The organism is Vibrio splendidus 12E03, from assembly GCF_000272105.2.
Classification (GTDB): domain Bacteria; phylum Pseudomonadota; class Gammaproteobacteria; order Enterobacterales; family Vibrionaceae; genus Vibrio; species Vibrio splendidus_I.
This window is the reverse complement of sequence record NZ_AJZD02000174.1, coordinates 70,846-90,583: the sequence shown is the minus strand read 5'-3', so window position 1 is coordinate 90,583 and position 19,738 is coordinate 70,846. Positions and strand designations below refer to the sequence as shown.

The following is a 19,738-nucleotide window of genomic DNA, read 5'->3' as shown; positions in this document are numbered from 1 at the left end:
TCCAACTGACGACTCTAACTACACGAACATTTGCTGTAATAATCCCTTCTTCCACTCTTTAGCTTTCTCAAGCTCTAAATTGGCAAGGTCGATCTTCTGGTCGATTGCGGATAAAAACTTCACGATCTTTTTCTGTTCTTTAAGTGATGGGTTGTCGAACACAGCACTCATAATGATGTTGTTATAAAGCCTTTGTATCGTTCCACCTTCAGACTGATACTTAACTATCTGATATACGTAAAAAAGGAACTCGTTAGTTGTATAGCTGCCGTCATTCTCTATCCAGACAATATTGGAGTCCTGAAAGTATGCAGGGCTACCATCATAAACAACCGTTCTACCGAGAGTACCAGATGCCGACATCAAAATATCACCAACATTTGGAAATGAGAATTTGTGACGATATTCGTCATATAGCTCTTGCGATATGAATGCATCTGGCTCTCTACCAAACGTGCCTATTTTGAAAAATGGGATGTCCCCATTCTCTGATGTTTGGTTTGCCATGATGCGTTTGCACATTTTAACTTTACCGATGTCTCCCAATGTACTTTTCTTCCAATCAGGAAAGTCACTACCTTCATCCGCTTTAAAGCGTAGTGTCGGTGGGATAAAGTTTAGCTGACCATCTTGCTCTTCCCACTTACCGTTAAACAACTGCTGCATCACACCTTTTTTGCACTCGATGAGCTTGTCTTTTTTCTCTGTGAGTAGTGAAATCTTCTCATCGACCTTTGACAAGAACGAGACGATTTTTTGTTGTTCTAACAGTTGAGGGAGTGATATTTTGAAATTTCGTAAACTACCAACAAGTACATTTGGTTGGCTTGAAGTTGCATTAAATCTATATACTTCTCTCATCCCCCAAAAACTAGACAAGAACTGACTAACAAAATACGGGGATGTATTATTGTCACACGTAATTTTGGCTATGTTCTGTTGTATGTGATATTTGTCATCCTCTTCAATAACAACTGAGTTACCGATAGTCCCAACACAAGGGTAAACAATGTCACCTTTAGAAAGTCTTGAACGATTAAGCTGCTTTGATAGTTTGTCTGAGATATAACTAAGGTCTCTTAAAACCAGCTTGTTAGAGCCTACGTTATAACCTCGTAAAGCTATAATTTCTTGGTTAGGGTCTTCTTCCCAGTAAGTTGAATATTCATATCCAGCTAATCGAGTAATGGAGGATATATCATTAAAAATATTATTTATCCATTCTCCGTCGAACTCACCGAACCTTAACGTCGGAACATTCATCTGTTCTGTCATAACATACCTACCTTAGAACGGTGCTTTAATGTTGAGCTGGGAGCAAAAGTCAGCAATATCTGCATCCACTGAGTGCATCTTCGTTTCTAGCTCGGCAAGGTCAGACGCCACAGCATCTAGATCAACCGGATCTTCCTCTTCAAAGGTATCCACATATCGAGGGATATTAAGGTTGTAGTCGTTCTCTTCAATCTCAGACAACTTGGCAACATGAGCAAACTTATCGATAGATTCACGATTGCTGTAGGCTTCAACAATGCGCTCAACGTCTTCATTGCGCATAAAGTTTTGCGCTTTGCCTTTTTCGAAGTGGTTAGATGCATCGATAAACAGCACGTTGTCATCGTTTTTACGGTTTTTTTTGAATACCAATATACAAGTTGGAATTCCTGTACCGAAGAAGATACCCGCAGGTAAGCCAATCACAGCATCTAGGTAGTTCTTTTTCTCTATAAGGTGCTTACGGATATGTCCTTCTGCCGCACCACGGAATAAGATGCCGTGAGGGACAACCACCGCTAGTGTGCCCGTTTCATTCAATTGGTGGATCATGTGAAGCACAAAAGCGAAATCAGCTTTCGATTTAGGAGCAAGCTTGCCGTAATCGGCGAAGCGCTCACTGTTTAGGTGCAGTTCGTTAGCACTCCATTTGGCAGAAAACGGAGGGTTCGCTACTACCGCATCAAAACGTTGCTCTAGGTGCATTGGGTGCTCTAGGGTGTCATCGTTTTTTATATCAAACTTATCGTAACGCACACCGTGCATCAGCATGTTCATACGAGCTAGGTTATAAGTGCTTGGGTTTTGCTCCTGACCACAAAACTCAAGGTTGTGGCTACCTACTTCACGAGCAACACGCAGTAGTAATGAGCCTGAACCACAAGTAGGGTCATATACCGATTTCACATTCCCATCTAGGCTAACAAGCTTAGCGAGGATCTTGCTGACCTGTTGCGGGGTGTAGAACTCTCCTGCCTTTTTACCCGCACCAGAGGCAAATTGACCGATAAGGTATTCATAAGCATCACCCAGCAAATCAATCTCGGTATTTTCTAGGTGAAAATCGATGTTATCGAGGTGAACCAAAACCTGACTGATTAGCTTGTTTCGTGCGTCTGGGTTTTTACCTAACTTGCTTGAGTTAAGGTCTAACTCTTCAAACAAACCGTTGAAGTCGTCAGCAGAATCCGCCGCTGTGGTGGATTGTTCAATGTCAGCGAGAGTGCGTTCAAGCTCATCGATAATGAACTCTTGTTTCTTGCCTCGCTCCGCTAGGCTTGAGAAAAGCTGTTTAGGCGCAATAAAGTAGCCAAGGTTCTCGACACACTCTTCACGAAGGTCATTGAGCAGCTCTTTATCATCAGCAGCACCAACAAAGGTAATGCCATCTTCTGCAAGTAGCTCATCACCGTAGCGGTTTAGCTTGTCTGAGAGATACTTGTAGAAGATAAGCCCCAGAATGTAGTCACGGAAGTCGTCTGCCGACATATTGCCACGTAGTGTGTTGGCGATGTTCCAGAGCTGTTTTTGAAGTTCTTGTTGGTGTTGTTGAACCATTATGTGCCTATGGGTTTGGTTATGATGTTAATTGCCAATATCTTACCCAAAATCTAGGTTTTTGTCTTTTATCGCCTTGCATAATCACAGCGTGAAAACTTTTTGGGACAGAGAGTTATAAGTAGCAGTGAGAGGTTGTTTGGAGTAAGGGGTTAGAAGGGGGAAAGGAATGGTATTTTGGAGGAGAAGGTGAGCCAGCCTTTATCGCTGGCTCAAGCTCTAGGACATTCCGTTCTTTCAGTTTATTGAATAAACGTAAAAAACGGAATCAACGGATACTAAAGTTAGGCTTTGGTGATAAGAGAGTAGACTTTTTTCCGCCCAGTTTTGCCACCCATCTTAAAATCAATGAGCTTACCTGAAAGTTTATCAATGATTTCAATGCACTTGTCACGACCGTAGTCGGTATGTTTGACTAAATAGTCCCTTAGCTCGGTTTTGTCTGTTTCTGTACTGCATAATAGTTTTGTAATGAGTGAAACGGCATCTTGATACTGATTGATAAAGTGATTGAACTTGCTCTCTTCGTCACGTAAAAACTTCTCTTTAGAGTAGGTATCAGAGTCGACACTGTAGACAGAGTTAACCATGTCAATGTAAGACATACTCTCAGACTTATCATAGGCGTAAGTGAGTTCTAATGCGTTATTACCTCGGAGCTTTTGGTTAGTGAGTTTGATGTACTTCGTTTGTTGTCCAGAGTGATCCATTTTTTCATCTTCAATGTCCATCATGTAGATACAATCGACATCTTCCATGAGATCTGATGTTCCAGAGTAGACAAGATTGTTATTCATATCTCGATTTTTGTTGGTATGGCCTAGGCCGATAAATGTGCCACCTTTGAGAATGAATTCGCTCACTTTGATACCAAATGTACGCATGTTCTTTTTATCCATGGTATCGGCAAACTTTTTCAGTGTATCGACAATGATAACGACATTCTTTGCGTCATTATCAGCAGCCAATCCATCCAAAACACCAAGTAGTGAATGCGATTTGAAGCCGTTGTAGCCGGGAACGAGCGAGTGAACCCCAATACTGGCTAAGATTTCGGTTTTCTCAATGATACCATTCTGAGAGTCATCAGCATTGACGTAGAAGACAGATAAGCCATGGAGGTGACCAGCGCAATGGGCTTGCTTTAGGTGATGGATGATTAGTAGTGTTTTACCTGCATTCGGTGGTGCGAACAGGATGTTTGATTGCCCCTTGAGGACGAAGCGATCAAAAACAAAGGAGCTTTCAGCTACTTCTTGTTTGATTTGTGCTAGGTCTTCGTTAATAGAAAAAGTAGTAAGCAATTTCATCGTGTTTGTTTGATTATGATTGATTTTCATTTTGGTCATAAAGTGGCTTCAATTTGTCTATTTGTGAAGACGCCTCCCCTGTTATCTGGGGAGGCGTAATTGAGGATTTAAATTAAGAGTTAAGCGGCTACTTTCTTTTGTGCGTAAGGAAGTACAGAAGCTGTATGTGATGTATCGATCATATTCACAATAGGTGCGAGTATGGCTGGGTTGTATTGATAGCTATATGTGTCAAATGACTCTGAATTGTGTTCGAGGCCAACGACAGACTTAACCAGTTCGTTTGATACTTTGGCTAGTTTTTCTGCGTTTTCATGCCCAACAATAGATTCTACAAGTTCCTTCGAGACTAAATTTTGTTTCAGTTCATTCACAAAATTATGACGGAATGAGTGAGCAGTAAACCCTTCTCCTGCTTGGATACCGAGCTTTTCACGACGGCGAGAAAACCACTTTGAGGCATTGTGTGAAAAGTACCCACTAGTAGGTGTTAGCTCAGAAAATACCTGACCAATCTTTTTCGAATTAACAAACTCAATAAAGCCTTTCCTTAGCAGCTCATCATGCAAAGGAACAAGTCTAGTTACACCTGTTTTTACGCTCTGATCTGTTGAAATTTCACGAATGATGATGCAATAGAATCCGTCAACAATAACGATGTCTTCGACTTGAATCTGGCACAGTTCATTGAGTCTTGCCCCTGTATACCTCAATAACAGAGGAATCCAGTAGTAATACGGATGTAGGTACTGATGGTTCGTGTAGTCAGGCATTGAAAAAATATCGAGTAAGTGCTTCTCTGTGAAAGGAAAGCGCTTTTTCTCCTTACTGACCCTTTTAGTCGCTAGCTTGTAAAAAACATTATCAGAAACATAACCTCGAGCCTTTGCCCAGCTCAAAAAGGTCGACATTTTTTGGAAGTGCCCTTTAGCAGTAGCTAGTGAAATATAGGCTTTTGGCTCTAATAGAGATTCGTTTTTTGCGATTAGATCAAAACCATCTAACCCACTAAACTCCTGATACTTTTTGGGGTTTTTAGGTCTATAGCAATAGGCGTGGGCAATTTGTTCTGCGCCTAAGCGATCAAGCTCATTGAGATCTAGAAACCCCATAAAATGGAGAATAATCTTGATGATACTACTATCTTGATGGATGTTTTTAGGCTTTGATTTTTTGAGTTTAAGACGGTATTTAGTGTATTCATCCAGAATCTCAAAGCATGTCTTACGTTTCACCACCCTTTGAGTTTTGCGAGTTGGACGCTCGAATGTTACCGATTCAGTTCCTGAATTGGTCATGATGTTGTAGTTGTGGATTACTTGATGTGAAGCATCACTAGCCGAAGATGAAGTCGTTAAAGACATTGCTTATCCTTAAATTTACTTAATTAATGTTTCTCCAATTAATGTAAAGTGAAGGGGTGTAAGCTGTAAATAGGTTAACAAGTGTGTTTAAGTTGTTGATTTTTAAGTGTTTTTAAAAATCAATAATTATCTTTCTTATTATCCTGTTGCAAGTGTGTGTTTTACATAGACTCTGTAAAAAACTTTGGGCGTGAATTCACGCCCGAAATTTGGAAAAAATATTATTTGTTGAAATTTCTTAGGTTTACGTCGTTTTATTAACCAACTTTGCTACTGTTTCTGTTTCGATTAAGTCAATAACCTCTTTAAGTTGACTTAGGTCGAGTTCTTTTCCGTAGCGATCGTACGTGATGTTATTCAAGGTATGTCCCAAGATCGCACCTGCGGCAACATGAGAAACCTGTTTGCGTTTGAACTGCGTGGCAACGGTATGACGGAAGGAATGAAAGTCATGGCCTTTTCCAAAACCGAGCTTGGTTTTAAACCGGGCATACCATTTAGAAGCAGCACTACCAAAGCCGTCCCTTGAATCCTTCAGCTCAGGGAATACTCTGTCGTGTTTAACGGAATGAAGGTACTCAATGAAACCGAGTTCTAGTAACTGTTGGTGAATTGGTATAATTCGACGGCTTGTTAAGTTTTTGAGTTTCTGCCCCTTATACCTGCCATCGATTTGAATAACCCAGATTCCCTCCAGTTGGTAAATGTCTGCTTTGTATAGCTGGCAAAGCTCATTTTGTCTAGCACCTGTAAAGTAAGCTAAGAGAGGGAGCCAATAATAGTAGGCGTGTCTGAACTGTCGCTTAGTATGAATCTCGGTACGAAAGATTTTCTGTAAGTCTGTTTTTGTGTATGCGTTTTTTGCTTCACTGTCTCTACGCTGTTTGCGAAAGCGGATTGCCTTAAATGGGTTGATGTCAGTGAATTCGTTCAAGTGGCACCACTCAAAGAATCCCGATGTCTTCTGACAATAGTCTTTTACTGATTCTTCACTGAGTGTAGGCATTTTGAGACTGTTATTGAGTTCAATAGCTTCTTTTGCTGTTAATCCTCTGAACTGAGGCCGTTTCTTCATGTTGACGGGGTATTGTCGTAATAGCTGCACTGCATCTTCAGCATCACGTCTGCGAATCTCAGGAAGATCGGATTTCCCAAGCAAATCAAGAACGGTTTGACACTTCGCTTTCAGCATTTCAACGGCTTTTGGCGATATATGTTGAGCCTTATAGAGGCAAAAACGCTCTAGCAGCTTTTCTGGGAGAAGTACCTTTGTTTGTTTCGGTTGTGCTGATAGATGCTGTTTTTTATGGTGAACAGGTTTTACTTGCCTTGAATTGGCGGTGGTAGTTGGAGATGAAATGGTGCGACGAACTTCTATCTCTAGTTCTAATGCTAAGAGAATCGCCTTATCTTTGTTTGATGTTTTCAGTGAACGTTTGACTTCACGAAGTCCATTGAATAGGTGTCGATGTTCAGAGGGGATCTGATATCGGAACTGCCAAATGCCAGATTTGGAGATAGATAAATAGCGCATGCTTTAGTACCAAAACGTAGTACAAACAGCCTAATATCGAAGTTTTAGATACAAAAATGGCGGTAAATCAGTGACTTACCGCCCTTTCCAAACGTTTGGTGGAGCTGGCGGGAAGTGAACCCGTCGTCCTTGTTTTTTCATCAAAATCAACAGGTTGAAGTGTGTGGTTTTGGTTTGAAAATCAGCTTTTAGTACCCATATCTTGTACCATGTTAGTACCTATTTCAATGCTTTTTTTAGGTGAATAGTGGTTCTTTTAGTTGGGAATTAGTTAGTGGTTCAGTTCCTATTTTGGGAGTTGAACTGGCGTCCAATAGTTCTTAAATTAATTAAATCACGAGCTTTGATTGAAGAGTGATTTTCAAGTTTCTTATCCATTCTTAATGGCTTTAAGAATTCTTAAAACTAACGTATAAAATTAAGAATTAGACTGTTTTTTAGTCAAAAGTAACAATTATCCTGCCAGGGGGGATTGTAATAGGCTAGTCAACGTGATGACTATTTCTGTATAGATAGGTCATTTTGCTTGAAAGCAAAAAGCGGCGCTGCTTAAAGTTATATCTGCGTTTTTCACTAGCCCTTGCCGTGAAACGCAATAGCACAAGCCTTGTGGTTACGTCTTTGCCAATTTTGGATGAATTTAGCTTTTGTTGAAGTGCATCAGAGCAATTGCTCATTTGGAAAAACGTCAGATTAACGGGCTCGTTTGGGAAAAACGTCAGATTAACGGGCTCGTTTAGGAAAAACGTCAGATTAAATTATTAGTCGTTGCTCGTCCGTGCTGGCTTTTAGTTATTATGGAAACTCAGGAAGCTACATGGTCATATAAAGGTTAGAGTCAGTTTATTCCTCAGTTTTCCTGTCTATATCTGGGCTAAAACTTAGGGTTAAAATGAAAATGCTACTGTTTACTACTGCCACTCATATTGATTTGTGTGGATGCACTTAATGAAAACCAGATCTGGTTTTTGATTTTCTGTTAGCAAACCCCATCTAGCACCATTGATAATCTAACAAGGCTCAATGTCCATTTAAGCTAAATACCAAATCAACTATTGATGACGCTCTTTACTATCAACATAAACAGTTCATAACAGCAATTATCGCCTTCTTTTGCCGAAGGCAAGCCATCGAAAAATGACGGCTTATGCCAACGGAACAGCGTAGGCTACTCAGCCATTAGTTTGTCGTACTGATGTGCGTAATACGAATCATCATTACGGCAGCTATCACACTGTAAACACTCGGTGTCATCTGCCAATTCGATAGCTTCGAGCAGTTCATCACCATCTAACTCCACACAACAACCATTATGATGACCACCAGGGTCAGTTGATCCTGTACAGTGCTGCGACAGCCATGGTGATAGAACATACTTCTGAGCATGGCTCAGGCTATCGAAACTCTTCTCAATAGCTAATTTAGCAATGCCTGACACTTTCTGCTCTTCGTTATCAAAGACACCACGCTCTAGTAGAGCAGCCAATAGTTTCTCAGTTACAGTCATAGATTAAATCTCCTTAATTTAAGTTTGGTAAACATTCAGTGATCCCTGCTCGTAAGGTTCTTAAATTGTTTAAATACGGCAGGTAATCACGGCTTTGTACCCCATGCCTTGCGATAAAATTGTGGAAATCACGTTGGCAATCTAGGTACTCGTCAAAGAACTCTCCACACTGTTCATTCTTTCTCATCGCTTGGTTGAAGCGCTTTCGAGAGTATGAATCCAGCATTTTCAGCCCAGGGTGATTAGCTTGAAATAGCTCAGAACCTTGCTCAAACCTTGCCGCAACAAGCTCCAATGCATATTGCTTATTCACATTCGCAAGGAAGCTATCAAAGTCCATCACTATTAATCGCTCACCTGAGTTCAGTGCCTTGTCGTACATAAACTCCAACGCACCACGCTTAATGTTCTTCAACGGATCTTCGTAAACAAATAGAGTGGCTTCAGCATCACTGATCAGTGCGTTCTCATAGACCAGTGGGTACTTTTCATCTGTCGTCCCCGAGTCTTCCTGATACTTACACTCAATGTTCAATGTGTTGAACAAGCGAGTTTTGGTGATTTTGTTACCTTGGAAATCCAAGGTTTCAAATGTCAGAGATATATTCTCCGCTCTGAACTCCATCTTGGTTTTGTGCTTGGTTGAATAAGCACTGTAGATAGATGGATAAGGAATATCTTTAATCACATTTACGCCTGGGATTTGCTTAAGTACTGCAAAGATCTTTGACTCAAATGCTTTACCATTTTGTACCGCTTTTTGTCTGCTCATGATTTTTGCTCCATTCATTTACTGCAAATAATCTTATGATCGGTTTGAAATTTAGTCAACTTAAAATTTGCAGTTTTTTATTCCTGCATTTTTTCTTGACGTATTTGCTTAAAGTAACCACAATGGGTGCAAGTTAAAATTTGAGGTGTTGGAATGAGACTACGACTATCAGAGGTAGCGGATATTCATGCTGGCTACCCATTTCGCGGGTCAATCAAACATGACCCAAATGCTTCCGTCCAAGTAGTGCAAGCAAAAGACATCAGTGACCTAGGTGAGTTGCAAAGCACCGAGTTGGTGAGAACGGAATTAACAGGTAAGAAGCAGCCTATGTGGCTTGAACAAGGCGATGTTCTGTTCATTGCTAAGGGAATGAGAACCTATGCAGCCTACGTTCCTGACCAACTAGAAAACGTGATTAGTTCTCCTAGCCTGTTTCAGATCCGTATCAAGTCATCGCAACGCGATAAAATAGCCCCAATGTTCTTGGCTTGGCAGCTCAATCAAAAGCCTGTGCAGCAGTACTTTAGAAAGAGTGCTGAAGGCAGCACACAAACAAACATTAGAAAACCAGTATTGGCCGATGTTGAGCTAGCGATACCAGATATAGAAAAACAGAACACTATTGCCAAGCTCTATGCAGCAAGCATTAAAGAAAACGCATTGCTTTATAAACTTATAAATAATCGTCAGCAGCAGCTTAATGCTATAGCTACTGACTTAATCCAGAATTCTGAACAATTTAAGGGCTAGGAAATCATGCCACACACTAAAATAAATCAAGATGACATCAACAAAGCGGTATGGGGAGCATGTGACACCTTCCGAGGTACGGTTGATCCGTCTATCTACAAAGACTTCATCCTTACTACTTTGTTCCTTAAATACATCTCTGATGTTCACCAAGACAAGTACGATGAACTGAAAGAAGAGTATGGTGACATCCCTGAACTGATCTCAGAAATGATGGAAAGCCAGTCTTTCAAAATCCCTGTAGGTTCAACATTCTGGGATTTGTACGAAGCTCGCCATGAGCCTGGTAATGGTTCTCGTATCGACCAAGCTCTCCATGCTATTGAAGAAGCTAACGGCACTAAGCTAAAGAATGTCTTCCAAGACATTAGCTTCAACACCGATAAACTAGGTGACGAAAAGCAGAAAAACGACATTCTGCGCCATCTACTAGAAGACTTCGGTAAAGAGACCTTAAACCTACGCCCAAGCCGCGTTGGTTCGCTAGATGTGATTGGTAACGCTTACGAGTACCTCATCAAACACTTCGCTGCTGGCAGCGGCAAATCGGCGGGTGAATTTTATACCCCACCAGAGGTGTCTGATCTACTTTCTATCATCCTAGAGCCACAACAAGGCGATAGCATTTGTGACCCTGCATGTGGCTCAGGCTCACTATTGATGAAGTGTGGTAAGCAAGTACAGAACAACTTTGCAGGCTCAAAGCAGTATGCTCTGTTTGGTCAAGAAGCGATTGGCTCAACATGGTCACTGGCGAAAATGAACATGTTCCTGCACGGTGAAGATAACCACCGTATTGAGTGGGGCGATACCATCCGTAACCCTAAGCTACAAGACAAAGAAGGCGGCCTATTGCACTTTGATGTAGTAACCGCTAACCCTCCATTCTCTCTTGATAAATGGGGCTTTGAAGACGCAGGTAATGATCACTTTGCCCGCTTCCGTCGTGGTATTCCACCTAAAACCAAAGGTGACTATGCGTTTATCTCGCACATGATTGAAACGCTAAAGCCGCATTCAGGAAGAATGGGGGTAGTTGTGCCTCACGGTGTGCTATTCCGCGCTTCAAGTGAAGGTAAAATTCGTAAGCAGCTTATTGATGAAAACCTGCTAGATGCCGTAATCGGTCTGCCTGAAAAGCTGTTCTTTGGTACTGGCATCCCTGCGGCAATTCTTTTGTTCAAAAAACAGAAGGATGATAATAAGGTGCTGTTTATTGATGCGTCTCGCGAGTTTAAGTCTGGTAAGAACCAGAACCAGCTTACGCCTGAGAACATTCAGAAGATTGTTGATACCTATAAAGCACGTGAAACTACAGACAAATACTCATACCTAGCTTCGCTAGAAGAGATTGCCGAGAACGATTACAACCTAAATATCCCTCGCTATGTTGATACTTTTGAGGAAGAAGACGAGATTGATTTAGTTGCGGTACGTAGTGAACGTTTGGCATTGCAGAGTGAGCTAGCCAACCTTGAAGTTGAAATGACAGATTACTTGAAGGAGTTGGGTTATGGCGCGTGATTTAAATCCATCTCAGATTCCAAAAGGTTGGTCTTATGGATTACTAGATAATTACGCTGAGAGATGTAGTGGTCATACACCCAGCAAGTCCTTTCCAGAATACTGGAACGGAGGAATTAAGTGGATATCATTAGCTGATAGCTTCCGCTTAGATAAAGGGTTAGTGAAAGACACAGACAAAGAAATATCCCAACTGGGTACTGAAAACTCCTCAGCGCAAATACATCCTGCTGGAACCGTCGTCCTGTCTCGTGATGCTGGTATAGGTAAGAGTGGTGTAATGGCAGAACCTATGGCAGTTAGTCAGCATTTTATTGCTTGGAAATGTGATTTTAATAAGAAAACCCATAACTGGTTTTTGTATAACTGGCTGCAACTTAATAAACACGAGTTTGAACGACAAGCCGTTGGTTCTACGATTAAAACGATTGGTCTACCCTACTTTAAGAAACTAAAAATAGCACTTCCTTCATACGACGAACAACGCAAAATCGCCAAAATTCTCTCAACATGGGACAAAGCGATTGCCACCACAGAGAATTTGATTGAAACCAGTAAGCAGCAGAAAAAAGCTCTGATGCAACAGCTTTTGACGGGTAAGAAGCGTTTGGTCAATCCTGAAACGGGTAACGCGTTTGAGGGGGAGTGGGAAGATAGGTACTTAAATGACTTTTCGAAAGTGATTGTAAGTCCTGTTGATAAAAAAACGGTTGAAGGTGAAATACCTGTAGAACTGTGTAATTACACAGACGTTTACTACAACACCAACATCACCCAAAAACTTACTTTTATGAAGGCTACAGCCAAGCAGTCAGAAATAGATAAGTTTACGCTTGAAGTTGATGATGTGATTATAACCAAAGACTCAGAAACACCTGGAGATATAGCCGTCCCAGCCTTAGTTAGTGAGGACTTAAACGGGGTCGTTTGTGGCTACCACTTGGCTATTGTCAGAACGGAGAAGCAGCAAGCTGATGGCGCATTTATCAACTATTTGTTTTCCATGCCTAAAACAAGATATTACTTCTTCACATTAGCTACAGGGGCAACAAGATTTGGTTTATCGATTGGAGGCATAAATAAAGCTCACTTTTGCTTACCTCCTCTGCAAGAACAACAAAAAATAGCTTCAGTCCTCACGGCTGCCGATAAAGAAATCGAAGTGTTGAAAGCTAAACTTGCGCACTTCAAACAAGAGAAAAAGGCATTGATGCAGCAGTTGTTGACGGGTAAGCGCCGAGTGAAAATCGATGAGGTTGAAGCCGCTTAATCGAGGGTTCCCCTCTCCATGAGAGGGGATTAACAACTTTGGTTTCGAGTAAGGGATAAATTTAACGGGTTCATAATGACATGAAATTAAAAACACTAACTTTAGAAAACTTCCGTGGCTTCAAACGGTTTGAGTGCGATTTTCAGCCTGGCATTAATGTATTGGTTGGTCTTAATGGTTACGGTAAAACCTCACTGCTAGATGCAATTTCTGTTGCTTATGGCCAGTTCCTGAGTGGCTTTGGTACAAGCACAGACCGAGCTATTCGAGATAATGATATTCACCTTGGTAAAATTGGTTCTCAAGACCAAGGTTTTACCATGGAATATCAATTCCCTGTTCAAGTTTCAGCTCAGGCATATAATGACTACGTTGATGACTTTCCTTCTGAATGGTCTCGTTCTCGTAATACGCTAAAGAGTACTGGAACTAAAGTTTCAGAGTTGATCAACGTTGCAAAGCGTTTACAAAAAATCGTACAAGATGGCGCTCACCCAACACTTCCAGTTATTGCGGTTTACGGTACTGAGCGACTATGGAATCAAAGTTTTGATCCATCAAGTGAGTCACCAAAGCTATCTAAAACAAGCCGATTAGAGGGTTATCGAGATTGGGATAAACCCGCAAGTAGCTACAGAACATTTGCTAGTTGGCTTCACCAAGAGACGATGGCAAGCTTCGAACGTGGGATGCAGCAGCAAGAACAAAGAATGTCTGGGAACCTTGTAAAAGGGAACATACATGCTGACCGTTTAACTTCATTACAGAAAGCACTCAATATTATTCTTGAGCCTTCTGGCTGGTCGAATGTTCATTACTCAGCCACTGCAAAGCAAGTAGTTGCTACGCACAAAGAACAAGGTAATGTGCCGATTTCACTGCTCAGTGATGGCGTGCGCAATATGATAGGCATGATTGCAGATATTGCTCGAAGAGCAATTCAACTCAACCCTCACATGGGAACTCATGCTGTACAGGATAGCCACGGCATTGTGCTTATTGATGAAGTCGATATGCACTTACACCCTCAGTGGCAGCGGACAATCCTTGAAAGCTTAAAACGAGCTTTCCCAAAGATTCAGTTTATCGTTACCACTCACTCGCCATTAGTGATCAGTGATAGCAAAGGCATTCATGTGAGCTTGTTGGATAACCCAGAGAAAGCGACACCTGTGCCTGATCTGTATGGTCAAGATGCTAACTCTGTTCTTCTCGATATCATGGATACTGATGTTCGAAATGCTGAAGTGAATGCGCAAATCGGGGATTTGCTTGATGCTATCCATGATTCAAATATCAAGACGGCAAAACAACTACTAGCGGACTTACAAGCCGACTTGCCAGCGGGTAACTTAGAACTATCTAAAGCAAAACTATTGCTTCGTAAGAAGGAGCTAAGAATTGCGAAAGATAACTAAACGAGCAGGGTATGAGCCGCAACAATTGACGGATTGGAAGCGAGCCAATCCGAATAAGCGATATCCACAGCTTAAAGATGGAGGTGTTCGTCAAGCAATCCGCATGGAAGCACTCGTGGAACAACATTTCTTATGTGGTCATTGTTGTCAGGCTTTATCTGGTGATGGCGATTGCCATAATGAGCATGTTGAAGCACAAGACCTTAATCAAAATCGAACTTTGGATTTCAGCAATATCATTGCTAGCTGTAACACATTGAACCAATGCGGTGATTCACATAAATCTCAAGCTCTGCCACTCACCCCGTTTATGGATGAATGTGAGACTGACTTAGTCTTTAAACTCAGTGGTCGTGTTTCAGGTAAAAGCCCTGATGCTATTGAAACTATCAGGGTTCTAAATCTGGGTGATAGAGATAGCAATAATAAATCGCTTATTGCAAAGCGTAAAGCTGCCGTTCACTCTCTACTTTGGCAATACAGCATTGACCCTGATGCAGATCCTGAACTGGAAGATGATGAAATAATCGAAATGATGATTGACGATTTGTCTACTCCAGCCGATGGCAAGCTAGAAGCTTTCTCGCCTGTCGTCGTAAATGTGCTAAAGCAATGGATTGCATAATGAATAATTCCAATAACGTACCTAACTTCCGAGAAGAGCAGAGTGCTAAGATCCCTGCACTGACGCTACTGAGTAATCTAGGCTACACCTTTATCCCACCCAATGAATGTTTGGCTAAACGTGGAAGCCAATCAGTGGTTATTCTTCCTGGTATATTGCGTGATGTGCTCAAACACAAAACTTACACCTTCATGGGAGCAGAGCACAAACTGTCAGAAGCCGCTATCGATAAAATTATTCATGAGCTGGCTAACCCAGCTATGAATGAAGGCTTAAAAGCGGCTAATGAGAAACTGTATAACGCACTTACCTACGGCATTAGTGTGACTGAGTTTGTTGATGGAAAGAAAGCCAACCCAACCATCGACATCATTGATTGGAAAACCCCAAAAAACAATCAATACCACTTCACCGAAGAGCTTGAAGTTGAAAATGCTTATGGGACAGGCAAGCGTATTCCTGATGTAGTGTGTTTTGTAAATGGCCTTCCTTGGGTAGTGATAGAAGCGAAACGCCCTGATTCCTCTTCTGAAGGGAAACCAACTGTATCGGAAGGTATCTCGCAGAACATCCGTAACCAAAAGGTAGATGAGATCCCTCATCTGTTCGCTTATAGCCAACTATTGGTCTCTGTGAATGGTCACGAAGGTCTATACGCTACCTGCGGAACGCCTGAAAAATTCTGGGCGAAATGGAAAGAAGAAGAGATCACCGAACCGACGTTTGCACGTTTGAAGAACACTCCATTAGCACAAGATAAACTCGACCTTATCTTCAACCACCGCTCAGCCAAAGTGCGTGATGAGTACCTGTCACTCATCGCGGGTGGCGATTTAATGGTGACCGACCAAGACCGCTTATTAGTCTCACTCTTACGTCATGACCGCCTATTGGAGATGACTCAGCTTTTTACTTTGTTTGATAAAAAGGCTGGTAAAATTGTCGCTCGTTATCAGCAAGTCTTCGGCATTAAAGCATTAATAGAACGTGTCACATCTTTTGATGAGCAGGGCGCACGTAACGGTGGCGTGATCTGGCATACAACAGGCTCAGGTAAGTCGTTCACTATGGTCTTCTTATCCAAAGCCCTTATTTGGCTTAAAGAGTTAGCCAAATGCCGTGTCGTTGTAGTGACTGACCGTGTTGACCTTGAAGATCAACTTGCCCGTACTTTCGCTTCAGGCGGTGCATTATCGGATAAAGATAAAAAATCGGCTATGGCGACGACAGGTCGCCGTTTAGCTGAACAAATCGGTAAAGGTAACGAGCGTATTATCTTCTCCATCATCAACAAATTCGGTACAGCTATAGAGCTACCAGAGTGCTACAACAATAGCCCTGATATTATCGTGTTAGTTGATGAAGGCCACCGTAGTCAAAACGGTGAGAACAACATTCGAATGCAACAAGCCCTGCCGAAAGCCGCTTACATTGGCTTTACGGGGACTCCATTGCTACAAGATGACAAGACTGAAAATAAATTCGGTAAGATCATCCACTCGTATACGATGCAACAAGCTGTAGAAGATAAAACGGTAACACCTCTATTGTACGAAGAGCGCATTCCTGATCTCAGCACTAATGACAAAGCTATTGATGCGTGGTTTGACCGTATCACCGATAAGCTGTCTGAAAAACAGCGAACAGACTTGAAGAAAAAGTTTGCTCAGAAAGGTCAAATCTATCAAACCGAAGGTCGATTGGAACTCATCGCCCATGATATTTCCGATCACTTTCAAAACTTCAAACGCCAAGGCTTAAAAGGTCAACTTGCTTGTGACTCAAAAGCCTCTGCTATTCAATATAAGAAGCTTTTAGACCAAATAGGTAAAGTGACTTCCGTTGTCGCAATGTCTGCGCCTGATACTCGTGAAGGCCACGATACTGTCGATGGTGAAAGCAAAGACATAGTGCAAAACTGGTGGAAGGAAAACGTCCTTAATTCTGACTTTGGTCAAGATGAAAAAGCCTATACCCAGCACATCATTGATGAGTTTGGTAAAGATGACGGCCCTGACATCATGATAGTGGTGGATAAACTGCTTACAGGTTTTGATGAACCCAAGAATACCGTGCTTTACATCGATAAGCCGATGAAACAACACAACTTGATTCAGGCGATTGCTCGTGTAAACCGTCTCCATCAGAAAAAACAATTTGGTTACTTGATTGATTATCGCGGCATCTTGAAAGAGTTGGATGCGTCGATTGCCAGCTATCAAGAGCTGGAAGAGCGTATCAAAGGCGGATTTGATATTGATGACCTGAAAGGTCTCTATAGCCGCATGGACACTGAATATAAGAAGCTACCAGGTTTCTATAGTGACCTGTGGGCAACGTTTGAAGGTGTACAGAACAAGCAAGATGGTCAAGCGCTTCGTCAAGTACTAGCACCCAAGATTGACACGATTGATGGTCAGCTTACCGACACCAATTTGAAAAAACGTGAGGACTTTTATGCATCACTCACAACGTTTGCTAACTGCCTGAAAGTAGCTTTGCAATCAGCTACATATTTTGAAGATAAGAGTTTTGATGATAAGCGTGAGCTGTACAAAAAGACGTTGAAATCGATGTCTGAGTTACGTCGCCAAGTCCGTGAAGATGCGGAAGAAACCGTTGACTACGATGAGTATGCTGAAAACATTCGCACCATGCTGGATAAGCATATTGGCGGTGTAGAGATCCAAGAGTCTCAAGGCGTCTACTTAGTTGGTAACATGGGTAAAGATGTCAAACCTGAAGAGATGACTGACGATGAAGCTCGTAACAAAAAAGATGCTATCACTGGTCGTGTCACTAAGATGATAGATCAGGAGCTTGCTGATGACCCATATGCTCAAGAATACTTTTCTAAATTGCTAAAACAAGCCATTGAACAAGCTAAAGAGATGTTTGATGCCCCAGTGAAGCAATACTTGTTGTTTGCTGATTTTGAAGAGCAAGTTAAAGAGCGAAATGTCGAAGGTATGCCTACCGACCGCTTCTCTGAACTTGACCCAAAAATCAAACGTCACGTCCAAGCTTACTACGGGTTATTCCTGAAAAACCTAGCCGATAACAATGCTCTAAGTGAAGATGAACGCTTCGATTATGCAATGCAAATCGATGAAGTGGTGACGGCATCTGTGGCTGAATTTTCAATTAACCCACAAGAGATCGAAAACCATATTCGTCGCAAGTTATTACCTGTGCTGTTTAAGGCTGTCGGAATGGACACAGCTAAGGTAATTATTACCGATATTATCCAAATCACTCGTCTGGGTGTGGCAGGTCATCATTAATGACTTCGGTAAGTTCAAATGAAGGTAATAAAGAGGAATACAGCTTCATCTATGGTGATGAGGCTGTTACCTACGAAGTCGTTCGCAAGCCGCTCACGGAAGGCCAAAAGCGAAAGATAACCATCAAAGTTCATCCTAACTGTGAAGTGGCAATTACCGCACCAGAAGATACCGAACGTGGAGATATTCATGAAGCGGTAATGAAACGTGCTAAATGGATATATGACGCACTCAAAGAGTTTCGTGCTCACTTAGAGTATGTTCAGCCCAAGCATTATGTCAGCGGTGAAATGCAGTTTTACCTAGGGCGCAGATATGTACTCAAAGTTGTGGAAGACATTGAGGCTTTACCTTCGGTAAAAATGAATCGAGGTAAGCTCTCGGTAACCTTAACTCGTTTTAATGATGACAAGACGGCTATGGTTCGAGCCTTGGTAAGGAACTGGTACAAAGTTCGTGCTGAACGTGTCTTTCATGAGCGCCTGGCAAAGCTGCTTCCACAAGCAACATGGGTTGAAGGCATACCCAGCTTTCGTGTTCTTCCCATGGCGAAGCAGTGGGGTAGCTGTTCAGCAAAAGGTAACTTGATGCTCAACCCTCACTTAATCAAAGCACCAAAAGAGTGTATTGATTATGTGATTCTACATGAGCTTTGCCATATCGCTGAGCACAACCACAGTGAGCGTTTCTGGCGCTTGTTAACCAGCGTAATGCCGCATTGGAAGGAAGTAAAAAGCAAACTGGATGGTATGGCTGAGTTGTATTTGAATGAGTAGTTTTTACAAATGTTAGCTTCCACTTAGATACAGTAGTGATAAGGAATTGGTTGACATGTAGTAGCTGGGTAAAACTGATTCTGCTTGGAAGGTTTTTCAGTAGCTGATGCTTGTTACAAGGTTTTATCCATTAGTTATTAGGACTGATGTCATTGTTACTTTCTCTGGATGTCTAGATTGTCTATAAGTGTAACTTAGTCTAAAATGAGACCCAGATAAGAGAAGGATTAGTCGAATTGAAAAAGCCCTTCCACCCGCGCTGCTGTCTATTTATATAGATATTTCGGGAGAAGTTTAAAAGTAGAGCGACCGCGAAAAGCGTATAAAAAGGTAATTTGGATAGAAAACGCCCTCATTATAGAGGGCGTTTTTGCTTATATAATAGGTTTAGGCTGATAAGTGAAAATTAGGACTCTAATTTTAATACGGCCCCCAATTCTACCATGGCAAAACTTCTATCATATCGCTCTGCTTTATAACAAGTGGTATCACTGGTTCCTTTAAGGTTCACAACCGAAAACTAGATCTCTAGTTTTAATGTTATTCTGAAAAGTAGGGTATCCTACTATGGGAGTGTTCCTATCAATTATCTCGCTCTTGTCACTGGGCAACTCACATTAGATTATCATCGATTACCCGCATGTCATGCGAACAAGCGAGCTTCTACTCTTTTATTTTGTAATAGAGTCTAAGAGTTCTCCGTGACTTTTCTTAATTGCATACGTAACTCTTCTTCAAGCACATAAGAGATATTTTGCTCCAAGTGATA

The 19,738-nt window shown here is 41.7% G+C and carries 14 protein-coding genes; 7 read left to right on the top strand and 7 right to left on the bottom strand.

All coding sequences use genetic code 11. From position 1 onward, the window contains the following. Positions 1-18: 18 nt before the first annotated feature. From A142_RS12220 to A142_RS12190, 7 genes are all read right to left on the bottom strand, one after another. Positions 19-1,275 carry a restriction endonuclease subunit S gene (locus A142_RS12220; RefSeq protein WP_019823962.1) on the bottom strand — a complete coding sequence of 419 codons (1,257 nt, stop codon included), beginning with the start codon at positions 1,273-1,275 and terminating at the stop codon, positions 19-21. A 12-nt stretch (positions 1,276-1,287) separates the two neighbouring features. Beyond that, a complete protein-coding gene (locus A142_RS12215; protein ID WP_019823960.1) occupies positions 1,288-2,832 on the bottom strand; it encodes a type I restriction-modification system subunit M in 1,545 nt (514 codons plus the stop codon). A 284-nt stretch (positions 2,833-3,116) separates the two neighbouring features. Further along, positions 3,117-4,142, bottom strand: a complete 1,026-nt coding sequence (locus tag A142_RS12210) for an AAA family ATPase (protein WP_139137175.1) — start codon at positions 4,140-4,142, stop codon at positions 3,117-3,119. A 119-nt stretch (positions 4,143-4,261) separates the two neighbouring features. Next, complete coding sequence (locus tag A142_RS12205) at positions 4,262-5,506, bottom strand: site-specific integrase (RefSeq protein ID WP_019823958.1); 1,245 nt, start codon at positions 5,504-5,506, stop codon at positions 4,262-4,264. A 244-nt stretch (positions 5,507-5,750) separates the two neighbouring features. Further along, the gene (locus A142_RS12200; RefSeq protein WP_019823956.1) at positions 5,751-7,040 is read right to left on the bottom strand and encodes a site-specific integrase; all 1,290 of its coding nucleotides are present in this window, start codon (positions 7,038-7,040) and stop codon (positions 5,751-5,753) included. A gap of 1,168 nt (positions 7,041-8,208) precedes the next feature. Beyond that, positions 8,209-8,547, bottom strand: a complete 339-nt coding sequence (locus A142_RS12195; protein WP_019823954.1) for a hypothetical protein — start codon at positions 8,545-8,547, stop codon at positions 8,209-8,211. Positions 8,548-8,560: 13 nt separating this feature from the next. Further along, positions 8,561-9,319, bottom strand: coding sequence for a PD-(D/E)XK nuclease superfamily protein (locus A142_RS12190; protein WP_019823952.1), 759 nt, complete (start codon positions 9,317-9,319; stop codon positions 8,561-8,563). 153 nt (positions 9,320-9,472) lie between these two features. On the opposite strand from A142_RS12190, the gene A142_RS12185 reads away from it, so the two are divergent. The 7 genes from A142_RS12185 (at position 9,473) to A142_RS12155 (ending at position 18,969) form a co-directional block, all read left to right on the top strand. Continuing rightward, complete coding sequence (locus A142_RS12185; protein ID WP_019823950.1) at positions 9,473-10,072, top strand: restriction endonuclease subunit S; 600 nt, start codon at positions 9,473-9,475, stop codon at positions 10,070-10,072. Between the two features lie 6 nt (positions 10,073-10,078). Beyond that, complete coding sequence (locus tag A142_RS12180) at positions 10,079-11,596, top strand: type I restriction-modification system subunit M (protein ID WP_019823948.1); 1,518 nt, start codon at positions 10,079-10,081, stop codon at positions 11,594-11,596. Further along, entirely contained in the window at positions 11,586-12,866 is a 1,281-nt protein-coding gene (locus tag A142_RS12175) for a restriction endonuclease subunit S (RefSeq protein WP_019823946.1), read from the top strand. Before A142_RS12180 ends, A142_RS12175 begins: the two co-directional genes overlap by 11 nt. An 80-nt stretch (positions 12,867-12,946) precedes the next feature. After that, entirely contained in the window at positions 12,947-14,284 is a 1,338-nt protein-coding gene (locus tag A142_RS12170; RefSeq protein ID WP_019823945.1) for an AAA family ATPase, read from the top strand. After that, complete coding sequence (locus A142_RS12165; RefSeq protein WP_019823943.1) at positions 14,268-14,909, top strand: hypothetical protein; 642 nt, start codon at positions 14,268-14,270, stop codon at positions 14,907-14,909. Before A142_RS12170 ends, A142_RS12165 begins: the two co-directional genes overlap by 17 nt. Next, a complete protein-coding gene (locus A142_RS12160; RefSeq protein WP_019823941.1) occupies positions 14,909-18,193 on the top strand; it encodes a type I restriction endonuclease subunit R in 3,285 nt (1,094 codons plus the stop codon). Before A142_RS12165 ends, A142_RS12160 begins: the two co-directional genes overlap by 1 nt. Then, complete coding sequence (locus A142_RS12155; RefSeq protein ID WP_019823938.1) at positions 18,193-18,969, top strand: M48 family metallopeptidase; 777 nt, start codon at positions 18,193-18,195, stop codon at positions 18,967-18,969. The genes A142_RS12160 and A142_RS12155 overlap by 1 nt, the downstream gene beginning before the upstream one ends. Positions 18,970-19,738: the final 769 nt, after the last annotated feature.